General features: G+C 47.5%; 22 protein-coding genes. 2 read left to right on the forward strand and 20 right to left on the reverse strand.

Annotation, left to right across the window (positions count from 1 at the left end; all coding sequences use genetic code 11):
• Positions 1-84: 84 nt before the first annotated feature.
• The 10 genes from AC4OGX_RS19950 to spoVAD all read right to left on the reverse strand — a co-directional run bounded on the left by AC4OGX_RS19950 (position 85) and on the right by spoVAD (position 9905).
• On the reverse strand, positions 85-1395 hold the full coding sequence (locus AC4OGX_RS19950) for a sensor histidine kinase (RefSeq protein WP_493332539.1): 1311 nt from the start codon (positions 1393-1395) through the stop codon (positions 85-87).
• Positions 1385-2065 carry a winged helix-turn-helix domain-containing protein gene (locus AC4OGX_RS19955; RefSeq protein WP_493332540.1) on the reverse strand — a complete coding sequence of 227 codons (681 nt, stop codon included), beginning with the start codon at positions 2063-2065 and terminating at the stop codon, positions 1385-1387. The genes AC4OGX_RS19950 and AC4OGX_RS19955 overlap by 11 nt, the downstream gene beginning before the upstream one ends.
• Before the next feature lie 15 nt (positions 2066-2080).
• Positions 2081-2737: a phosphate signaling complex protein PhoU gene (gene phoU / locus AC4OGX_RS19960; protein ID WP_493332541.1), complete on the reverse strand. Its 657-nt coding sequence runs from the start codon at positions 2735-2737 to the stop codon at positions 2081-2083.
• Positions 2738-2740: 3 nt separating this feature from the next.
• The gene (gene pstB / locus AC4OGX_RS19965; protein WP_493332543.1) at positions 2741-3490 is read right to left on the reverse strand and encodes a phosphate ABC transporter ATP-binding protein PstB; all 750 of its coding nucleotides are present in this window, start codon (positions 3488-3490) and stop codon (positions 2741-2743) included.
• A 131-nt stretch (positions 3491-3621) separates the two neighbouring features.
• Positions 3622-4482 carry a phosphate ABC transporter permease PstA gene (gene pstA / locus AC4OGX_RS19970; RefSeq protein ID WP_493332544.1) on the reverse strand — a complete coding sequence of 287 codons (861 nt, stop codon included), beginning with the start codon at positions 4480-4482 and terminating at the stop codon, positions 3622-3624.
• Positions 4475-5338, reverse strand: coding sequence for a phosphate ABC transporter permease subunit PstC (gene pstC, locus AC4OGX_RS19975; RefSeq protein ID WP_493332566.1), 864 nt, complete (start codon positions 5336-5338; stop codon positions 4475-4477). The genes pstA and pstC overlap by 8 nt, the downstream gene beginning before the upstream one ends.
• Before the next feature lie 99 nt (positions 5339-5437).
• A complete protein-coding gene (locus AC4OGX_RS19980; protein WP_493332546.1) occupies positions 5438-6364 on the reverse strand; it encodes a substrate-binding domain-containing protein in 927 nt (308 codons plus the stop codon).
• Positions 6365-6599: 235 nt separating this feature from the next.
• Positions 6600-8240, reverse strand: a complete 1641-nt coding sequence (locus AC4OGX_RS19985) for a Na/Pi cotransporter family protein (protein WP_493332547.1) — start codon at positions 8238-8240, stop codon at positions 6600-6602.
• A gap of 279 nt (positions 8241-8519) precedes the next feature.
• Positions 8520-8876: a stage V sporulation protein AE gene (gene spoVAE / locus AC4OGX_RS19990; protein ID WP_493332568.1), complete on the reverse strand. Its 357-nt coding sequence runs from the start codon at positions 8874-8876 to the stop codon at positions 8520-8522.
• A gap of 18 nt (positions 8877-8894) precedes the next feature.
• Positions 8895-9905 (reverse strand): stage V sporulation protein AD, encoded by a 1011-nt coding sequence (spoVAD, locus tag AC4OGX_RS19995; protein WP_493332548.1) that lies wholly within the window; start codon positions 9903-9905, stop codon positions 8895-8897.
• A 243-nt stretch (positions 9906-10148) separates the two neighbouring features.
• On the opposite strand from spoVAD, the gene AC4OGX_RS20000 reads away from it, so the two are divergent.
• Positions 10149-10523 (forward strand): GntR family transcriptional regulator, encoded by a 375-nt coding sequence (locus tag AC4OGX_RS20000; RefSeq protein WP_493332550.1) that lies wholly within the window; start codon positions 10149-10151, stop codon positions 10521-10523.
• 3 nt (positions 10524-10526) lie between these two features.
• A complete protein-coding gene (locus AC4OGX_RS20005) occupies positions 10527-10997 on the forward strand; it encodes an ATP-binding cassette domain-containing protein (RefSeq protein ID WP_493332551.1) in 471 nt (156 codons plus the stop codon).
• Between the two features lie 138 nt (positions 10998-11135).
• Here AC4OGX_RS20005 and AC4OGX_RS20010 read toward each other — a convergent pair whose 3' ends face one another.
• The 10 genes from AC4OGX_RS20010 to AC4OGX_RS20055 form a co-directional block, all read right to left on the reverse strand.
• Entirely contained in the window at positions 11136-12314 is a 1179-nt protein-coding gene (locus tag AC4OGX_RS20010) for a thiolase family protein (protein ID WP_493332553.1), read from the reverse strand.
• Positions 12315-12388: 74 nt separating this feature from the next.
• Complete coding sequence (locus AC4OGX_RS20015) at positions 12389-13231, reverse strand: 3-hydroxyacyl-CoA dehydrogenase family protein (protein ID WP_493332554.1); 843 nt, start codon at positions 13229-13231, stop codon at positions 12389-12391.
• Positions 13232-13372: 141 nt separating this feature from the next.
• Positions 13373-14953 (reverse strand): acyl CoA:acetate/3-ketoacid CoA transferase, encoded by a 1581-nt coding sequence (locus tag AC4OGX_RS20020; protein WP_493332556.1) that lies wholly within the window; start codon positions 14951-14953, stop codon positions 13373-13375.
• A 4-nt stretch (positions 14954-14957) separates the two neighbouring features.
• Positions 14958-16565, reverse strand: coding sequence for a class I adenylate-forming enzyme family protein (locus AC4OGX_RS20025; protein WP_493332558.1), 1608 nt, complete (start codon positions 16563-16565; stop codon positions 14958-14960).
• Between the two features lie 50 nt (positions 16566-16615).
• Positions 16616-17002 (reverse strand): hypothetical protein, encoded by a 387-nt coding sequence (locus AC4OGX_RS20030; protein ID WP_493332559.1) that lies wholly within the window; start codon positions 17000-17002, stop codon positions 16616-16618.
• 25 nt (positions 17003-17027) lie between these two features.
• Positions 17028-17912, reverse strand: coding sequence for a class II fructose-bisphosphate aldolase (locus tag AC4OGX_RS20035; protein ID WP_493332560.1), 885 nt, complete (start codon positions 17910-17912; stop codon positions 17028-17030).
• Positions 17913-17990: 78 nt separating this feature from the next.
• Positions 17991-19076, reverse strand: coding sequence for a PTS fructose transporter subunit IIC (locus AC4OGX_RS20040; RefSeq protein WP_493332561.1), 1086 nt, complete (start codon positions 19074-19076; stop codon positions 17991-17993).
• Complete coding sequence (locus tag AC4OGX_RS20045; RefSeq protein WP_493332563.1) at positions 19076-19384, reverse strand: PTS fructose transporter subunit IIB; 309 nt, start codon at positions 19382-19384, stop codon at positions 19076-19078. Before AC4OGX_RS20045 ends, AC4OGX_RS20040 begins: the two co-directional genes overlap by 1 nt.
• Positions 19385-19386: 2 nt before the next feature.
• Complete coding sequence (locus AC4OGX_RS20050; RefSeq protein ID WP_493332564.1) at positions 19387-19848, reverse strand: PTS sugar transporter subunit IIA; 462 nt, start codon at positions 19846-19848, stop codon at positions 19387-19389.
• 38 nt (positions 19849-19886) lie between these two features.
• A complete protein-coding gene (locus AC4OGX_RS20055) occupies positions 19887-21830 on the reverse strand; it encodes a BglG family transcription antiterminator (protein ID WP_493332565.1) in 1944 nt (647 codons plus the stop codon).
• Positions 21831-22177 lie beyond the last annotated feature (347 nt).

The following is a 22177-nucleotide window of genomic DNA, read 5'->3' on the forward strand; positions in this document are numbered from 1 at the left end:
CTTTTCTTAGTATATTCCAAAAAAAGTGGTTTTACAATGATAAAATTTATACTTTTTTAATAATTACCATAGAAATTTAATATGTTAGAACTTAATTTCCATCCGGGTGCCCTTTCCCGGTTCGCTCTCTACCGTTACTTTAGCGCCGTGCAGCAGTGCTCCATGCTTGACAATGGACAGACCCAGTCCGGTCCCGCCATGCTCCTTGGAATGGCTTTTGTCCACACGGTAAAAGCGCTCAAAGATCCGCTCCTGGTGCTCCTTTGGAATACCGATCCCGGTATCTGATACACTCACCTTGGGGCCTTCCAGTGTGTTTCCCACCCATACAGAGACGTTTCCTTGGGGGACATTGTATTTCACCGCATTTTCACACACATTATAGATCATTTCATCCAGGATCTGACGGATTCCACGATAAATGACAGGCTCCCCCTCTATTGTGATCTGCACATTCCTTACGTCTGCCTGCATCGAAAGCCTGCTCACGATCTCCCGGCCCAGTGCATAGAGATCAACATCTTCCTTTTCTAATTCCACAGATTCCTCATCCAAGCGGGACAGTTTGATGATATCCTCGATCAATGTGATCAGACGCTTCGCTTCTTTATAAATGCGCTCTGAAAACCCCGGGATATCCTCCTGTCTGACCAGACCATTTTTCATGATCTCGGCATAACCGGAAATAGACGTCAGAGGGGTCTTCAACTCGTGGGAAACATTTGCGGAAAACTCCTTCCTCATGTTCGCAACCGCATCCTTTGCCTTGTTCTGCTCGTCGATCGCCTTAAGAAGCGGCGTAAGCTCGGGGTAGACATCGCTGTCTAAGGGATGCTCCAGGTCCAGTTCATTGATGGGTTTGATCAGCCGTGCCGTCTGCCACTTTGACATCAGCCAGGCCAAAAGAAGCATGGCGGCCGTGAGCGCTGCCATGAGCGGCAGGACATTCAGCGCAGTGCTGACCAGATTATCTCTGGTCTTTGCCACACGCAGGATACTCCCGTCCTCCAGAAGCAGCGCATAGTAGTACATCTCTTTGCGCAGCGTGCCGGACATGCGGATATCTTCTCCGTATCCCTGCTCCATCGCCTCTTTTACCTCTTCCCGGGCTTTGTGGTTATCCAGGATCACCTCATCCCCGCCGGAATCGTAGAGAACATTACCGTCCGTATCGATCCGCGTCACACGAGTCCTCACATCTACGCTGTCCATCTGTTCTAAGTAAGCCGCTCCGGAAATGTTGATCGCCGTCCTGATATAACGCGCCTCCTGCCTGACCTCCCGTTTTAGAAGATTTAAGTTCTGGTTGTATACAACCACCGTCATCAGTACATAGGAAATCAGCAGTGTAATAGAAAGCACGAATACCATGCTCTTCTGGATCCTAGTTCTCATGCTTCCCTCCTATCCGGTAGCCCACCCCTCTGACAGTCTCAATAATATCCCCTTTTTCGCCCAGCTTCTGCCTAAGTGTCCTGACATGAACATCCACGGTCCTGGTCTCGCCGTCAAAATCATAGCCCCAGATATCTTCCAGGAGCTGATCCCTGGTTAGAACAATATTCCGGTTTCTCATCAGCCGCTCTAACAGCTCGAATTCCTTCAATGTCAGAGTGACAGGGGTCCCATCCACGGTCACCTCATGTTTTAAAACATTGACATGCACCCCTGACGCGCTCATATCCTCCTTATCCGCAGACTTCCCGACACGCCTTAAGACTGCTTTGATCCTGGATACCAGCTCCATCATCCCAAAGGGCTTGGTCACATAATCGTCTGCCCCGGAATCCAGGCCGATCACTTTGTCATACTCTGCCCCTTTTGCAGTCACCATAATGACCGGGATCTCCTTCGTCTTCGCAGAGCCTTTGAGCCGTTTTAAGATGGCAAGCCCGTCTTCCCCGGGAAGCATGATATCAAGCAAAATAAGCTCCGGCGTTTCAAACGCCAAAGCCTCCATAAAAGCACTGCCTTCCGCAAATCCCCGCGCCTTAAGCCCGGTTGTCTCCAGTGTATATATCACAAGCTCCCGGATATTATCGTCATCTTCTACGCAGTATATCATCTGATTACTCCTTTTCTAGACTGCAGCCCCGTTTTTATGAACTCCGGTAATGGAAAATTCTACCCATTCTGCGATATTGGTCGCATGATCGCCGATCCTCTCCAGATACTTGGTCACCATGATCAGATCGAAGATCCGGTTCCCGTTCTGGCCCTTTTCTGCACGGATATATGCGATCAGTTCATCGCGGATCGTATCGAATAAACGATCAACCCCATCGTCCGCGTCCATCACATTCTTCGCCAGCTCCAGGTTCTTCGCCACATAAGCGTTCACGCTGTCACGCACCATCTTACTGACAGACGCTGCCATCGTGCCGATCTCCTTGATATCCACGGGTGAATGGTTCCCGGAGGAAATGACAATCTCTGCGATATCCGCTGTCTGGTCGCCGATCCGCTCCATATCCGTGATCATCTTGAGCGCCGCCGATATCCTTCGCAGATCCTTCGCCACCGGCTGCTGCTGGAGGAGAAGCTTTAAACACATCCTCTCGATATCCTTCTCCATCTGGTCGATCTCCTCATCCGCCGCCATGACCGCTCTCGCCTGGTCCGGATTCCCTTCTTTTAAGGCCTGTGTTGCCCTTGCGATGGCAATTTCACACAGCTCTCCCATATGGGTAAGCTGCTCATCCAATACCTGTAACTGCATATCAAACCGATTCCGCATCTCTTAACCAAACCTCCCTGTAATATAATCCTCTGTCCGCTTATCTGCCGGAATAGAAAATAGTTTTTCTGTATCATTGTATTCTACGACCTCGCCAAGAAGGAAAAATGCGGTATTGTCGGAGATACGCACAGCCTGCTGCATATTATGCGTTACCATGACAATAGTATAATCTTTTTTCAATTCCATCGCAAGGTCTTCTATCTTCGACGTGGAGATCGGATCCAGCGCCGACGTCGGCTCATCCATCAAAAGGACCTCCGGCTCCACGGCAAGTGCCCGGGCAATGCAGAGACGCTGCTGCTGTCCGCCGGACATCCCGAGGGCGCTTTTTTTCAGCCGGTCTTTACACTCATCCCATATTGCCGCACTGCGCAGAGATCTCTCCACAATATCATCCAGCCTGGATTTGGAACGGATACCGTGAGTCCTTGGTCCGAACGCAATGTTGTCATAAATGCTCATGGGGAATGGATTCGGTTTCTGAAACACCATGCCGACCCGCTTGCGCAGCAGATTGACGTCCATTCCTTTGAAAATATTTTCCCCGTCTAAAAGGATCTCTCCCTCGATCCGGCAGCCCTCCACCAGGTCATTCATACGGTTGATGGATTTCAGCAGCGTCGATTTTCCACAGCCGCTGGGGCCGATGAAGGCCGTGATCTTATTCGGCTCTATGTCCAGGTTAATCTCCCTGAGGGCCTTAAAATCATCATAATATAAATCCAGATTCCTAATGCTTATCTTTCCCATCCTGTGATTCCTTTCTCTGTTTTTTGTAAAGCAGTGTGGATATTTTTAATTTCCTTCGCTGCTTTCTTTGATAAGGCGAACCCCTTTGTGGTTAATATTATTTCATCGATACTTTTTATCGTTCCTGCTGCCTATGCCTTAGCCAGTCTTTTTGCGATCACACCGGACAGGGTGTTGATCCCTACGACCAGCAGAAGCAGAACAACGGCAGTTGCATAGGCCTGATCCATATACAGGCCCTCACTCGCCAGATTATACATATGGACAGCAAGTGTCCTCCCAGACCCCATCACGCTCTCCGGTATATTGGCCACGGTTCCGGCCGTATAGATCAGCGCCGCTGTCTCACCCACAATACGTCCTACCGCCAGAATAACTCCTGCCAGAATCCCGGGAACTGCGGATGGCAGGACAATACGAAACACCGTACGAAGCTTCCCTGCACCAAGCCCAAAGCTGCCCTCCCGAAAGGAATCCGGAACCGCTTTTAATGCCTCCTCTGTGGTGCGCATGATCAAAGGAAGGATCATGATCGCCAGGGTAAATGCCCCTGCCAGCAGGGAGAAGCCCCATCCCAGGGTGTTGACAAAAAAGAGAAGACCGAACAGCCCATATACAATCGAAGGTATCCCGGAAAGTGTCTCTGTTGTCAGCCGGATCACGCTCATGAATTTATTGCCCCGTTTTGCATATTCTACAAGAAAAATGGCGGCAAATATCCCCAGCGGCACCGCGATCACGAGGGATAAAAGGGTCATGGAAATCGTATTGACCAGTGCCGGCATCAAAGAAGCATTGTCCGATGTATAGGTAAACGCAAACAAGGACGGCCGGATATAGGGTATCCCATTCACTAATATATAACCAAGCAGGAAAAGCAGGACCGTAAAGGTCATGACTGTCCCGATGAAAACCAGCAGCATCATAAGAAAAGATCCCGGATGCCTGAAATAGTTTTTCAAGGTTTGACTAAATGTTGTTTGATTACTCACGATTCGCCCTCCCGTTTAACAATGCCACGCAGAAATTAATGATCAGGATAAATACAAACAGAACAACACCTGTTGCGATCAATGCCTCCCTGTGCAGCTCCGCCGCATATCCCATCTCAATCACGATGTTGGCCGTCAGGGTTCTTACCCCTTTGAGCAGACCCGCAGGCATCCTTGCCTGGTTTCCGGCCACCATGATCACCGCCATGGTCTCGCCGATGGCCCGCCCGATTCCCAGAACGATCCCTGCGATCACGCCGGACTTGGCGGCCGGAATGATCACTCTGAAAATGCTTCGTTCCCTCGTTGCACCGAGTGCCAGCGCCCCCTCATAATACTGCGCCGGAACAGAGCGGATCGCGGACTCAGTCACACCAATGACCGTTGGAAGGATCATCATTCCTAAGAGCAGGGAAGCCGTCAGAATGCTGTTACCGTTTCCACTGCTCCTTACTAAGCCAAGCTGCCTGAGTGTTCTGCCAAGCTCCCGTACCCACGGTACGAGTACGACCAGGCCGAAGAATCCGTACACAACCGAAGGAATTCCTGCCAGAAGCTCTGTGGCTCCCTTTAACGGTCTGTAGATTTTTTTCGGACAGTACACTGCCATAAATACAGAGGTCAGGATTCCGATCGGAACTCCCACCACAATGGCACCTGCCGTTACATAAATGCTGCCGACGATCATCGGAAGGATCCCGTAAATATCATTGTTCGGCCTCCACATTTCGCCGGATAAAAATTTGACAAAACCGATCTCTCTGATCGCAGGGATCCCATTCGCAAACAGGAAGATGCAAATGAGAGCTACCGCCAGTACAGACGCACAGGCGGCAATGAAGAACACTCCCTGCATAATTTTTTCGCTCCAGCCCTTTGCATGTCTTCTCGTTTGAACCTTCTCTTTTGAAACAGGCTTCACAGGACTGCTGAAATCATATGCTTTCGTTTTCATTTATTCGATTACCTCATCCCAGGTGAGCGCTTCACCGGTATAAATGGATCTGACCTGCTCGCTGCTCAGTTCATCTACTGTACTATTCTTGTTCACAATGACTGCGATTCCGTCTGTGGCGATCACAGATGCCTGCAGCCCCTCTGACAATTCTGTATCTTTCAATTCTCTGGAAGCCATACCAATATCATAGCTGCCGTCAATGACAGAGGTCATTCCTGTGGTGGAATCTGTGGTCTGAAGCTCGATCTCAACATTCGGATTAACTGCCTTGTATGCCTCGATCAGTTTCTCCATCACCGGGGAGATAGAGGAGGAACCGCCTACCACTACTTTTCCTGATGGATTCGTCCCCTCAAAAGGCTTCACATCGTCAACGGCGATGTAGTGATTTTCTTCCACTACCTTCTGCCCTTCCTCACTCATGATAAAGCTGACAAAATCCTTTGCTGCCTCATTGTCCATCTCTTCTTTGGTTGCAATGTTGAAAGGCCGGGATACCTTATACTCTCCTGATTTTACATTCTCAGCAGCTGCCTGGGCGCCATCGATCTTCACTGCCTTTACACTGTCATCCAGTGACCCCAGGGAAATGTATCCAATCGCATACTCATCCCCAGCCACCGTTGTCATCATAACAGACGTGTTATTTGTGATCTGTGCCTCCTGGGTGGTCATATCGATCTTCTCGTCCCCGTTCTTTTCCTCGATGCCAAACAGCTCGATAAATGCGCCTCTTGTGCCTGAACCATCCTCACGGGATACGATCGTGATGTCATTGGAGCTGTCCCAATCTGTCTGCACTGTCTTTGTATCTGCCGCTGCATCTGCGCTCTTGTCATCGGATGCATTATTTCCGCAGCCTGTCGCTGCGATCGTAAACATACTGATCATAGATAAAACTGCAATAAACTTTTTCATTCTCATTTTACAAATCTCCTTTACTTCCGGATATTGGGCGGACAGATGCCGGCCCTGGTTTTTCATTGCTATCTTTTCTTCACAGTTGTCATCATAAAGGGGGAATGTTAAATTCAGAAATGGGAGAATGTTAAATGTATGTAAAATCAGAGAATAACTGTAAACATTTAATGTTGAAAGAGGGTGTGACCAATTCTGGCCACACCCTCTCCTATTTTTACTTTTTTCACATTATAAAACACTAATTTGCGACTGTCAGCACTTCCTCCGCAATATTACGTGAGTGGTCAGAGATACGCTCCAGACATACAAGTGCATCCAGATATACGATTCCCGCATCTGTATTACACTGGTTGCTTGCCAGTCTCTTCATATGCTCTGTACGAAGCCGGATCTCCAGATCATCGGCCTGGCTTTCTTTCTCGATTACCTTCATGGCCTTTTCCTTGCTGTTCTCCTCAAAGGCTTCGATCGCATAGATGAAGCTGTCTGCACAGACATCGATCATCTCCTTCATCTCTACGGTTCCTGTCTCAGAGAATTGTGCTTTGCGCTCCTGCAGGGTCTCCGCAAATTCGGAAATATTTTCACAGTAATCGCTGATACGCTCGATATCAGAAATGATCTGCAAAAGGCTTGCCACATGCTGATGTTCCTTCTCATTGATGGAGAGGGAACTGATCTTGATCACATAATCTGTGATGCCGCTGCACAGCCTGTCCACGGTGCTCTCTTCTTCCTTAATGTCCAGGATCTCCTGATAGTCCTTTGTAAACATAACTCTCTTAGACTTGTCCAGGGTAGCCTTTACGATATTCCCCATGCGGACCACCTCGCTGACTGTTGACTGCAGCGCGATACTCGGTGTCTCCAGCATTCTGTCGTCCAGAAGAACTTTGCTTTCGTCCACTTCTTTTGCGTCTTCCTTCTCCAGCTTCTTCGCCAGCTTGATGATCAGGTCAGATACCGGGAAGAGAAGTATCGTTGTTCCGATATTGAAGATCGTATGCACGGTACTGATCTCTGTCTGCGTGATCGTCCCGCCGCCTGCATTCGGATAGATGACCTTGAAAAATACTATGGCTACGATACTGAACAGGATTGTTCCTATAATATTAAATAAGAGGTGCATTACTGCTGCTGTCTTTGCTGTCTTCTTCGCACCGATACTGGACATGATCGCGGTCACACAAGTACCGATATTCTGTCCCATGATAATGTACACTGCCGCATTAAACGGAACCAGACCCGCTGCCGCCAGACTCTGCAGAATACCTACTGACGCTGAGGAACTCTGGATGATGGCCGTTACGACCGCACCCGCTATGATTCCCAGGAACGGGTTATGTCCCAGCGTGACAAAAATGTTGCGGAATCCTTCTGATTCCTGAAGCGGTGCAACTGCAGATGACATGGTAGTGATTCCTACAAATAAAAGACCGAATCCAATGATAATACTGGATACATCTTTTGTGGAACGCCTAGTTCCAGTCAACATCACGATCACACCGAGCATGATCGCGATCGGTGCCAGATTCCCCGGGCTTAAGAACTTCGCCCACTCCACACTGGAAACGAGCCAGCCGGTTACGGTGGTACCGATATTGGCACCCATGATAACTCCCATCGCCTGGGTCAGATTCATGATCCCTGCATTGACAAAACCAACGACCATGACTGTCGTCGCGGATGAACTCTGGATCACAGCCGTGATAAAGGCTCCAAGCAGGACACCGAAAAACTTATTCTTTGTCAATGCCTCCAATAATGTCTTCATCTTGCTGCCGGCTGCATTCTCCAGTCCCTGGGCCATGATCTGCATGCCGTATATGAACATACCAAGGCCCCCGACAAAAGGGATAATAATGCTTACGTAATTCATACGCCTCCTCCTATAATATACAGTAATTCCAGACCTCTTCAAGCTTATGTAATCACGCCGCCCAAAAATTGGCCTGTTGTCTGTTCTCCACCCCTTTAATGTGGGCGCTTTTTTACTTTCGGGCCAAAAGTCCCGTACTATTACGATAACATTTACATCCGCAAAAAACAACAGAATTTTTGCTCATATTTTACAGTTTCTATACATAGGAAACTGTTCAGAACAACGAAATTATTCACATTCTTTGTCCTGAACAGTTAAGTAATCCACTTTTATTCCTTATTTTTTCATCCTTGGCTCAAAAATGAAGGATGCCAGATAACCAAAGATCAGGGCCGCTGAGATCCCCACAGCACTGGCCGTAAAACCTCCCATAAAGATCCCCAGGAACCCATTTTCATTTACCGCTTTTTTCACTCCCTGCCACAGCAGGTTGCCGAAGCCAAGCAGCGGCACACTTGCACCCGCTCCTGCGAACTTCATAAATGGTTCATAGATATTGCAGAATCCCAATACCGCACCGGAACAGACCAGAAGTACCATGATCCGCCCGGGCATTAATTTTGTACGGTCCAGAAGGATCTGTACGATCGCGCAGATGGCTCCCCCGATCCAGAATGCATTTATATAATCCATCATAAAACTCCTCCTTTATCAGCAGTGCTCTAACACGATCGCATGAGCGATCCCCGGAACACTTGCCCCCTCATTAAAGCTGACAGTAGACATCAAGGCCCCTGTCGGTACAAACAGCACCCGCTTCCACTCGCCTTTTTTGATCTTGGGCAGAATATACGCCGCCAGTGTCACTGCTGCGCAGCCGCAGCCGCTTCCTCCGGCATGGGTGTCCTGTCCCTTCTGGTCGAAAATCGTCATCCCACAGTCCATATGCTTCGTTTTGATATCATACCCCTTGCCCTGCATCAGGTCAAAGAGGATATCCTGTCCCACATATCCCAGGTCTCCCGTTACGATTCTGTCGTAGTCTTCTATCTTTCTTCCGAAATCTTTCAGGTTTTGTATGATCGTGTCCGTCGCCGCCGGAGCCATGCATGCTCCCATATTCTGGGAATCCTTCAGACCATAGTCAACGATCTTGCCCACAGTCACTCCGCTGATCCTGATATGGCTTTTCTGTGTCCCTACTAAAAAAGCACCGCTGCCCGTTACCGTCCAATGTGCTGACAGGGGCCGTTGACTCGCATAGCCGAGTGGAAACCGGAATTCTTTCTCTGCACTTCCGAAATGGCTGGATGTCACAGCCAGCATATAGTCTCCGTATCCTGCCGCCACGCTCATGGCGCTTAACGCCAGTGCCTCGCCGGAAGTAGAACATGCCCCGTACAGGCCGAAGATCGGAATCTGAAGCGCCTCCACACCCATGGATGTGGCGATCCCCTGCCGAAGAAGATCTCCGCCAAACAGAAAACGTACCTTTTCCGGCGTTACATGTGCCTTTCCAAGCGCAAGCACACAGGCCTCCTTCTGCATATTACTCTCTGCTTCTTCCCATGTCTTAGCCCCAAACAGGTCATCCTGATTCGTCATGTCAAATAATTTTGCAAGCGGCCCTTCTGCTTCCTTGCTCCCCACGACGGAACCGCTGCTGATCAGATAAGGAGATTCTCCAAAGCTGATGCTCTGACTGCCCATTACTTGATTCATCTTATTCCCTCATTTCAATTATTTATATTGCGTTTGCTGTTATTACTCTTATTCGTGCCGCTTACATTTTATTGATATGATTCGTATGGCTTTCCGAATTTTAATGGTTAGTATCTCTATGTTTTTCCAAAATATTCATTATGCTATTGACAAAAATAATAACTCTGTTATACTGTACTTATCAAATAAGCACAGTATAAGTACAATATGTACACCTGAATATACCAAAAAGGTGGTGATATTTTGGAAATCATACTCAGCAACAGCAGCAGCAAACCGATCTATGAGCAGATCACGACCCAGATCAAAGGCATGATCATGAGCAATGAGCTAAAGACCGGAGATGCGCTCCCTTCTATGCGCAGTCTGGCAAAGAGCCTGCATATCAGTGTCATCACTGCCCAGCATGCCTATGAGGATCTGCAGCGTGACGGTTTTATTGAGACAATTGCCGGGAAAGGAACCTTTGTCGCTGCACAGAACCGGGATTTTTTGCGGGAAGAAGAGCTCCGCATTGCCGAGGAAAAGCTTGGTGAGGCCGCCGACATTGCAAAACGCAATGGCATCCCGCTGTCACAGCTGGTCAATATTTTAACATTACTCTATAAGGAGGTCTAATTCATGGATAGTATTCTAAGTGTCAGCCATCTGATCAAAAAGTATAAGGATTTTACACTGGATGATATTTCCTTTCAGATTCCCAGAGGAGCTATTTGTGGTCTGATCGGGGAAAACGGAGCCGGGAAGACGACTACGATCTCCACCGTTCTGAATATGGTAACGCCCGACAGCGGCAGTATACAGATACTCGGCAGGGATTATCTGGAAGGTGAAAAGGAGATCAAGCAAAAGGTCGGTGTGGTTATAGATGGGCTCAATGCAACCCTGGTTTTTTATCTGGTCTCCATAGTCTGCCTGGCAGGCGGGATATTGCTGTTTACGATTTTGTTCAAACATAACTGGTTGAATCTACTGACACAGCTTACTTCTATGAAAAGAGTCTGGCTTTATCTGATTGCAGGCTGTTTTGATGTGGTGATGCTTCTGATCAGCTATTTTATCAGTTTAAAACGGTTTGAAAAGGTGGCTTAAAAACTATCCCCCGGAAATGGCTCTTGCCATCCGGGGGGTGTTTTTAAGAAGAAAGGGGAGCTTACGCCCTTTCAAAAATATGTCGCTAAAGCTCTGCCTCTTATGATTCATAGTTTATTTTAGAAAGTGATCTGTGGATCAGCACTTTGTAAAGTACATGGAGATCCCCTGTCCTCCGCCGATGCACATGCTGATCATGGCATCCTTCTTATCTGTACGCATCAATTCATATAATACCTTTACCGTCAGGACTGCACCGGTCGCACCGATTGGATGGCCAATGGAGATTCCTCCGCCGTAGATATTCACCTTTTCCGGATCTAATCCCAGGTCTCTGCTGACTGCATATGCCTGGCTTGCGAATGCCTCGTTGATCTCAAACATATCGATCTCTTTCAGATCCAGTCCCAGCTTCTCTGCCAGCTTTTCACTGGAGAATTTCGGGGAATATCCCATCAGTTCAGCATCGAATCCGGCTACTGCATAGCCCTCAATCTTCAGCTTCGGAACGACACCCAGCTCCTCTGCTTTTTCCCTTGCCATCACAACGACTGCTGCTGCACCGTCATTTAAGCTGGAGGAATTTCCTGCTGTGACAGTTCCGTCCTTTACAAAGCATGGACGCAGCTTTGCAAGCTTTTCAATGGTCTGTCCGTCTCTCGGGCCTTCGTCCGTATCAAATACAGTCACATTTCCCTTTCTGTCCTTTAATTCCACCGGAAGGATCTCATCCCTGAACTTCCCATCCCTGATCGCTGCACATGCCCTCTGATGGCTGCGCAGTGCGAACTCATCCTGCTCATCCCTGGATACATTGTATTTTGTGGCAACATTTTCTGCTGTCACACCATTGTGGTTTCCGTCCAGCGGCCAGGTCAGGATATCGATGACGCCGTCCTCAAAGGTCTTATGTCCCATTCTTGCTCCCCAGCGCGCATCTTTAATATAGTAAGGAAGCTGTGAGATGCTCTCCGCACCGCCTGCAACCACAACATCTGCCTGTCCTGTCTGGATCTCCATCACTGCCCCTGCGATGGACTGGAGGCTGGAGCCGCACTGGCGGTTGACTGAGTATGCCGTTGTCTCCTTGGGCATTCCCGCTTTCAGGCTGATGGCCCTTGCCACGAATCCGTTCTCTGCCACCTCGCCAACCTGGCCGATGATGACCTCATCCACATCTGACGGCTGGATCCCTGCACGGTTCACTGCCTCTTTTACAACCATTGCTCCCATGTCGATGGCTGATATATCCTTTAAGCTTCCTCCAAAGCTTCCCACCGGAAGCCTGACACCGCTAACTACTACTACATCTCTCATGATTCATTCTCCTCTCTTTTGCGGATATGCAAGGGGTCAGGCCCCTTTGCAGTCCATTTTCAGAATATTCTGTCTTATTTGTCGTATTTGTAAAATCCCTGTCCTGTTTTTCGTCCCAGATGCCCGGCTTTCACCATTGTCTCAAGCAGCGGGCACGGTCTGTACTTGCTGTCATGAAATCCGTTATACAGGCCGGTCATGGTTGCCAGCATGACGTCGATCCCTACAAAGTCGGTCAGCTCCAACGGTCCCATGGGATGGTTCGCTCCCAGTTTCATGGCTGCATCCACATCCTCGGGCCTGCATCCCTCCATGACCATGAATGCTGCTTCATTCTGCATGGGGACTAAGATCCGGTTCACGATGAAGCCCGGATATTCCGGGGCATCCACCACGGTTTTCCCGATGCCAAGAGCAAACTCCCTGACTTTCTCGTAGGTATCATCGTCTGTCGCGATGCCGCGGACCAGCTCCACCAGCCTCATAACCGGAGCCGGGTAGAAGAAGTGGACTCCCATCACTTTATGGGGCCGGCCTGTTACTGCCGCCATCTCGGAGATGCTCAGGCCCGAGGTGTTGGATACGATGACCGCCTCCGGGTCTGCCGCCTGGTCAACCTGTCCGAACACGGATTTCTTTAACTCGATCTTCTCCGGCACAGCCTCGATGATGATCTCTGCGCCTTTTACATCCGCCATGTTGCTGCTGTATGACATTCTTGCGAAGATCTCGTCCTTCTGCTCCTCTGTCATGCTTCCCTTTGCGATCTTCTTCGCAAACAGCTTTTCGATATTTGCCTTTGCCTTTTCGATCGCAGGCTCAAATACATCTATGTTCTTCACCTCATATCCGGCCTGTGCACAGGTCTGTGCGATGCCGCTTCCCATTAATCCTGCTCCGATCACAGCTATTTTCATGATAAAATACCTCTTTCCTACTTTTTCTATAAATCTTTTTACTATTTTTTCTGATATATACTGTCATAGATTTGCTGTCTATTTTCTTATTTTTATGCCTTTTCCTCTTAGCCTTTTTTCTACTCTTTTCTTTCTATCCCTTTATGCCTTCTCCTTAAGCCTCAATCCAAAGGCCCCATCCTTCACAAACAGCCTTTCATCCATCAATTTGAGTTCCGGGCTGATGATCGGTTCAAAGTTCATCTGTTCTAAAACCTGTGTCTTAAGATCGATTCCCGGCGCTATCTCGATCAGCTCCACTCCTTCTTTCACAAGCCTAAACACCGCTCTTTCCGTAATGATCAAAACCTCCTGCCCCTTTTTACGGGCCATCGGGCCGTTAAATGAAAGTTGGGCCACCTTCTTAACCATCTTCCGGATCCTGCCCTCCTTAAGGATCGTAAGCTTTCCGTCCGTAAACTCATATTGTGCACCGCTTGCTGTGAAAGTTCCCAGGAAAACGACTTTCTTGGCATTCTGTGTAATATCGATAAAGCCTCCGGCTCCGGTACAGCGAGGTCCCATTTTGGTAGAATTGACACTTCCGTCCTCTCCCAGCTCGCCTAATCCCATATAAGTAATATCCACACCTGCCCCATTATAATAATCCATCTGCTCATGATGTCCAATCATGGCATACAGATTCTGACCGATCCCAAAATCAATCCCGCCTGCCTGAACTCCTCCATAGATACCGGATTCGACCGTGATCATAATATCATCGGAAACACCTTCCTCGTTGCACACCTTCCCTACCATATCATTTGGAATTCCTGTTCCCAGATTGACGACTGCCCCCTGGTACAGCTCCTGTGCCCCGCGCCTGGCAATAAACTTCCTCTCACTAAACGGTGCAGGCGGAATATTCCCCTGCGGCACCCTGGCCTGTCCGCAGTAAGACGGATCAAAATACCAGGAAGATGTCTGCCTGTGGTCCTCCATCGGATTCTCGCAAACTACAATATCATCGATAAATACGCCCGGAACCGTAACCTCTTTCGGATTGATTGTTCCTGTCTGTACCACCTGTTTCACCTGGGCGATCACTCTGCCGCCATAGCGCTTTGCCGCCAGAACCGCCGGAAGAACTTCCAGCTTCATCGCCTCCTCTGTCGTCGTCAGGTTCCCCATCTCATCACACGTTGTACCGCGGATGATACAGACATCGATGGGGATTTCTTTATAAAACATATACTCCTCACCGTTATACTCCATGATATCCACGATATCCGGCATAGGCTTCGTACGTTCATTCATCTTACCGCCCTCGATACGCGGATCGATAAAAGTTCCCAGCCCCACCCTGGACATTTTACCGGGCAGCCCGCAGGCCATACTCCTGTATAGCTGGGCGATCTGTCCCTGGGGAAGGCAGTATGCCTCCACCCTGCTCTCTGCGATCATTTCCATCCACCTCGGCTGCAGACCCCAGTGGGAACCGATGATCCTTGTGACCATCCCCTCATGTGCAAGATGCTGTATCCCGTCTTTCCTGTCACTCTGTCCGCAGGAATGCAGAAGTGTCAGATCCCTGGGATGACCTGTATGTAAAAAGGCGGACTCAAGCTCTTTCAAAATAGATTCACTCGCGCTTACAAGTGTCATGGCTATGGTGCAGACAGTATCCCCGTCCTTCACTCTCGCTGCAGCCTCTTTCGCACTGATAAAATTTGCTTTCAGCATATGATCAAATTCCTTTCTCAAACATTGTCCTGATTGTTTTCTTATCCGTCTTTAACCCCGGTGTCTTGGGAATGGCATCCAGAAAAATCACCTTTTCAGGAATCTTGAACCTCGCCAGCCTGCTCATCAGCTTCTTTTTCAATGTTTCCTCCGTCATGACACTGCCCTCCTCCAGTACCACTGCCGCCGCTGCCACTTCTCCATATATATCATCCGGGATCCCTACAACGGCTGCATCTTTTACGCCTCTCAGGGAAATGATCTCATCCTCTACATCCGTACACCAGATCTTCTCTCCGCCCCTGTTGATCATGTCCTTTTTCCGGTCTACGATAAAGACGTACGAATCTTCATTTATATATCCCATATCGCCAGTATTCAGCCAGCCATCCTCCGTGATCAGCGGGGTCTTCTGCTTATAATAGTACTCACAGATATTTGCACCTTTGAAATAAATGGTTCCGACTGTTCCGTCCGGCACCTCATTTTCTTCCTCATCCAGGATCCTGACCATAAGCCCCGGAACCGGCTTTCCCGAAGAGCCCGGATAAATGCTGGTTGCCGCATCATAGGGGAAGATCGTTCCCGGAGAAGCCGTCTCCGTCATACCATAAACATTCTGGAATTTCATTTCCGGCATCCATCGGTGCAGCCTCTTCATAGTCTCCACAGGCATATAGCTGCTGCCGCAGGCCAGGGTGCGGATACTGGGAAGCCTTGGAAATTCCTCCTGATAGTCAAGAAGCAGGGAAAATACCGTAGGAGAACCATGCATGAATGTGATCCCATGCTCCATGACGCCCTCCAGGATCCGTTTTGCATCGTAACGTTTATATAGATAGATCGTTCCGCCGATATAGACAAACAAGCCTAAGAGCGCAGCCAATCCGGTAATATGATAGACCGGCACCGGAATAATCGTCTTATCGTCCTCCCCAACCTCTAAAAGCCGCTGATACACCATCACAGCATGTGTCACATTATAATTTTTCAGTACGACCCCTTTGCTTGCAGAAGTGGTCCCGGACGTAAACATTAAGATCACTTCATCCCCCGGCCTTCCGCAGCCTTTTAGGGGTGCCGGATCAGGAAGCTTTAGGTAACGAAATCCATACCCGCTCTCCTCCTGCCTGGTCAATACAACAACGATCCCCATCTCCTCATATGCATGCGTCCAGTTCCCGTAATCCTCACTTACCAGGATACAGTGAAGATCCGCCTTTTCCACCAGTGCCAGAACCTCTGGCTCCCTGTATTTCGTCGGAAAAGGAACTGCGACTGCCCCCAGTTTGCAAACGGCATAAAAGGACACTGCAAACTCAATCCCATTATTTAAAAGCAGACCCACATGGCTTCTCTTCTCCACATGCAGCACTTCTTTCATATATGCCGCCATGCTGTCCACCATATGTAAGAACTCCCGGTATGTAAAGCTATGGTTCCAATTGTCACAAAGCCCTTTCTTGTCCGGATATCTTGCTGCCGTTTCTTCCAACATCTCATAAAAACTGTTCTTCATATCTGAAAATGTATAAACCGAACGGTCCCCGATCGTTTTTTCTTTCATCTCTCTCTGAAACCATATGTTCCATACATCTTTTCCTGCTAACATGATCTACACCTCATTTTTCCTAAAAACAGGTCTTTCCTTACGCTCGGCCTTTAGTATCTCCCCTGCAAGGGTTTGACAACCATTTCATACTTAAAGCCTCCCTTTGCAGACGCCCCAATCTCTCCGGTCTGTTTCTTAATGTCCATCAGATACAGACCGCTGGACAGGATCAGTACCACATAAGCCTGAGGTGTCTTTTCCCCCTTGGCAGCTGCCAGTTGATAATAGATCCTGTGTTTTCCCAGGCGGGAGTCCAGAAAATAGCTTTCTGAAAGCTTAGACAGACTCTTCTTCCTCATCACATATTCCAGATAATTCGAATAGATCTCTTTGTAAATACTTCTGCTAAACATATACCAGCCGCTTACACCTTTGATAAACAGAATGATCCCAGCCGCCAGAAGAAGCCCCGGCAGCAGATCAAGCCATGCATCCATACTCCCACCTCACTTTCTTATCTCATCAGTCAAACTCCGGTCCCTGATATTTATCAAAATCATATCTGCCGCTGGAACCGATCACTCTCATGTATGCCTTGATAAACTCCTTCATTGCATTCTGTGCTGCAATACACAGATCCATATAGTCGATCTCCGGGTTTTCTTCCAGCGCCTTTGCCGTAGCGAGCCTCGCATGTTTAAACAGATCTGTGCAGACATTGATTTTATTGATCCCACATGCCACCGCTTTCCTGATATTTTCCTCACCTGCACCGGAACCACCGTGAAGAACAAGGGGCATCTTAAGAGTTTCCTTTAATACCTTGAGCCTTTCAAAGTCAAGCTTCGGAACAAATCCCTTCGGATAGCTGCCATGAGCCGTACCGATCGCCACTGCCAGACAGTCACAGCCGGTCCTCTCTACAAACTCTTTTGCCTGCTGAGGATCTGTGTACAGATCCACCTTCTCGTTATCCGCTTCCTTCGCCATTCCCACATGTCCCAGCTCGGCCTCACAGGAAAGTCCCATGCCGTGAGCAAGAGATGCAACCAGCTGTGTCCTTCTTACATTTTCCTCGAACTCATAGCTGGAGGAATCGATCATGACACTGGAAAAACCATATTTCATCGCATTTGTGATATCTTCCAGATCCGCACCGTGATCTAAGTTAAATGCGACCGGAACAGATACCTTTTCCGCCATTCCCCTGATCATCGGGGCTAAGATGTCCCCATGCCCGTGAGCCTTCATCTGGCGCGGAGAAATATTAATAATGACTGCTGACTTCTCCTCCCCGGCTGATTGAATGATCGCTTTTGCCTGTTCCATATTGACGCAGTTGATCGCCATAACTGCATACTGATTTTTATGTGCATGAAGCAGCATTTCTTTCATTGATACATACATATTTTCGAATCTCCTATCCCCTGTACGATAGAAAGGAAAAAGCCGGATCAGCTTCTTCCTTTCCTGTTTTACAATGTACTAAATAATTGAAACGGTATCGTCTTCGCTCTCCACATAACCTTCCGGCAGAGGTTTTCTGAGGATGGCATAGAGAACACCTGTGATACATCCACCTAAGAGCCAGTATCCGATGAACATCAGCGGATTAGATGTCATAGCAATAACGAAGGCACCGCCGTGAACAGCCGGAGATTCCAGTGCGGAGATCATACATAAACCGCCTGTGATGGCGCCGCCTGTCATACAGGAGATCGCAACACGCACCGGATCTTTCATCAGGAACGGGATAACCCCTTCCTGAACGTAACAGCAGGACAGGATGAATAAAGACTTTGCCTGCTCTCTTTCACCATCTGTGAATTTCTTCTTCCCGCCGATGAAACAAGCCAGACCGATCCCCAGAGGAGAAGTCATACCTGCACACATTTTAGCGGAGGTCGGAATTAAGAAACCATCTGCATTCAGTCCATTAACGAACAGAGCTGCTGTTTTATTGATCGGTCCGCCGTGGTCAAAGCAGATCATTGCACCGATCACTGCACCGAGGATGAACTTAGAACCACCGCTTAAGGAGGTAAGTCCGGCCGTTACCCATTCCATGAACAGACGGATCGGCACACCGACCACATAATACATCAGCAGACCGCAGACTAACGTGGTAACCACCGGTATGATCAGGATCGGCATGATACCCTGGATCGCTTTCGGGACTTTAATCTTCTTAACTGCCAGTACAAAGTATCCAACCATGATACCGCCGACAACACCGCCAACGAAGCCTGTATTGATCGCACCTGCTAAAGCGCCCATTACAAAACCTGGCGCAAGTCCCGGCTTGTCAGCCATTGCATAAGCGATAAACGCTGCGATGACCGGTACTACAAAGTTCATCATATTCTGTCCAAGAAGCATGATCGCCTTTGCCAGCGTATCGATCTGGTCCATATGGTTTCCGATATCATATCCTCCCATTGCCTTTGCGATCGCCTGGATCACACCTGCTCCTACGATTACAGGAATCATGTAGGATATGCCCGTCATAATAGAATCTCTTAAAAATGCACCCTGACTTTTCTTTTTTGTTTTTCTCTTTATCTCTGCCATTATTCTAACGCCTCCAGTAATTCTTCAATGATCCCATCCGCATCCTTGATCGCCTCGCTGACGCCGACCGTCAATGTCGGCAGGTCATCAAAACGTTCACTGTTTTTGATCCTTACATCACTCGCAACGATAACACCATCAGCTCTTTTTAAGTCCTCTTTTGTAATCTCGTTTTCCACGCCTGTAGCGCCCTGGGTCTCAATTTTAATCTCCAGCCCTTTTTTCTTGGCACATTTTTCCAGATTCGAAGCTGCCATATAGGTATGTGCGATCCCTACCGGACAACTTGTAACTCCCAGAATATACATACTTACTCTTCCTCCTTTTTTGATGAAAATAAATCTTCGATCTCCTTGACAGTTGATGCACTTTTTAGTGATTCACGGAAATCATCATCCATCAGATTCGCAGCTAATTTAGAAAGCATCTTCAAGTGTACGTTATCTGATGTGTTTGGTGCGGCCAGCATGATCACATAGTCAACCGGACGTCCATCCAGCGTTTCCCATTCAACCGGATTTTTTAGCTTGACCAGTGTAAATGCTGCCTCTCTGACGCAGTCGGATTTGCAATGGGGGATTGCAACGCCGTTCCCTACCCCTGTCGAGAATTCGGCCTCTCTTTCGTAAAGTCCTTCTATATATTTGTTCAGGTCATTTACTTTACCTGCATCATACATCATCTGTCCAAGACCCTTTAGCACGTCATCCTTTGTCCTGGCATTAAAATCAAAGCTTACTAATTTCTCGTCGATCATTTCTGTAATATTCATGTAACTAATTCCCTTTCTTTTTATATCTTTTTATACTTCTACCCCTTTTTAAATATCTCTATCTCATGGAATTTTCTCGCCTTTAATACCTGCCCGATATCTTTTATATTTCTTGACAGATCCAGTATTTCTCCAAAGATTCCCTGGAAATGATTCCTTGTATCTGCATTTAATGCGAGCATAAATATGATCTGCACTTTTTCGTTTCCCCAGATGATCGGTTTCTGTAAAGTCATAAACCCGATCCCTTGTTTGATGATATGTCCTTCAAACGCATGTGGGATTGCGATCAGACTGCCTATGGATGTATCGGAAAGCTTCTCCCTGTCAAAGATGGAGGCCACATACCCCTCATCCACATACCCTTCCCGGCTCATCCTGCCTCCCAGGAGTTCAATTACCTCTTCTTTAGATTTCAGATCACAATTCAAGATAGAAATTTCCTCATGCAAGAATCCTTTTAGATAAGAATAAACACACTTTTCTTCATCCTGTCTGTTTTCCTTCTTATGGATATACTTCTGGACCCTGCGTATATCCTCCTCATTCAAAACAGGCAGTACCTGTATAACATCGATCCCCTCCAGGTAAAGCGGGATCGTAGAGATCACGAAATCCTGATCCTCATCTGTCAGGTTTTCTGCCATATTTCCGGAAACAATTTTTTTGATCTCCAGATTCGGAAAGATCCTTTTTAATTTCGCGGAAATAAACTGCGAAGTCCCTACGCCTGTCATGCATACAATGGATGCTGACAGGTTTCTCTTTTTCTTCTGAGCCATCCGCTCAATGGATGCTCCGATGTGGAAGGTGATATAACCGATCTCGTCCTCAGCAGCTTCGATTTCATAGCGTGAATTGAACTTTGCTATTAAATAAGAAGCGATCTCATACTCGTAAAACATTTCCTTTTTTACAGATTCCAGAATGGGATTTGCCAGATACATCTTACTTTGAATCCTGTGGACCATACATTCCAGATGATCAAACATGGCACAGGCCAGTTCATCATCATCTTCCAGGTCTAAATGATACTTTTCATCCAGATCTTTTAAGGTCTCCATCATAAAATCGAACATCTCAGGAGCACGTGAACGCATTCCTGCTTTATCCTGTTCCTTCATCATTGGGATCAAAAACCGCATCCCCTGCAGACAAGAGATCAGATACGAAACCTCTTCTTCCGGCATTTCAATATGTATATACGCAGCCACCTGTTCCTTCAAAAACTGACTGACAAACCATTCTTTTCTTTCTATATCCGCAAAAACTTCCATCTCCCTTTCGATCAGACAGCCCGTCTGTATACGCTGGAGCATAACTGCCAGCTGAAGGAGAAACTCATCAAATGAAATATCTGTCAGTACAAAGTGGAATCTTTTTTCTGTCCCCTTGATCACTTCCTTTAGTGATACCAGATCCACCTGCTGAAACAACGGCTGTATCTTTTCCAGCGCTGCCTTACCGGGACGGCCTGCTGCCTTTTTAAGGGCATCAACCAAAGCTAACCTGATCTGCCTTTCAGATCCTTCTGCTTTTACCCCATATTTCACTCTTTTCGTAAAGGTAATCCCGAATTTCTTCCAGAAGTCTTCCAGTTCATTCAGATCGTTTACTACAGTACCCTTGCTTACAAAAAACATGTTGGACATAGCTTCCATAGATGTATACCCTATATTATTAAGAAGCTTTGCCGCAATATAGTACTTTCTGACCTCTGCTGAAATATAAAAATCCTGCTCCTCATAAAGTGCTGTTTTTAAAAACTGCTCCCCTTGCGTATCATAGTCGAGCCAGAGTCCCACACCTTGTTTTGTCCGGATCAGACAGGAATGCTTTTCCAATTCCTCATTGATCTTCTTGATATCCGTCTTGATTGTCCTGGGACTTACTTTTAGTTCCGCAGCAATCTGTGATGTGGTAAATTTCTTTTCATTTTTTAAGAGCAGACTTAATATTTTCTTTTCTCTTGGTAAAAACATTTGACCACCTTTCTTTGCTGTTTGAGCCTATTATATCTGCCGTCCAGCCGTTTTTACAAATCATATAATTGCACTTGTGCCCGGAAACTTGGTGCAATTTTTGTCGAATATTTCTGTTTTCTTTCAACTTATTGATTATTTATTGTTAAATTTGTCCAGTCAATAGCTTTTTTCACCAAATCCGGGTTTCCACTTTTGTGCACACTGTCCAGTTTATATTTTTTTAATACTTTTTATAATTTTATTTCACTTACTAAGACTTCCCATACCCCAAATGGGCTTCGCACCTTGAAAATTCAATATTTCAGCTAACAAAATAGCAATTTATGCCATCGCAGTCCCTGGAT

This window comes from Faecalicatena sp., assembly GCF_058819085.1.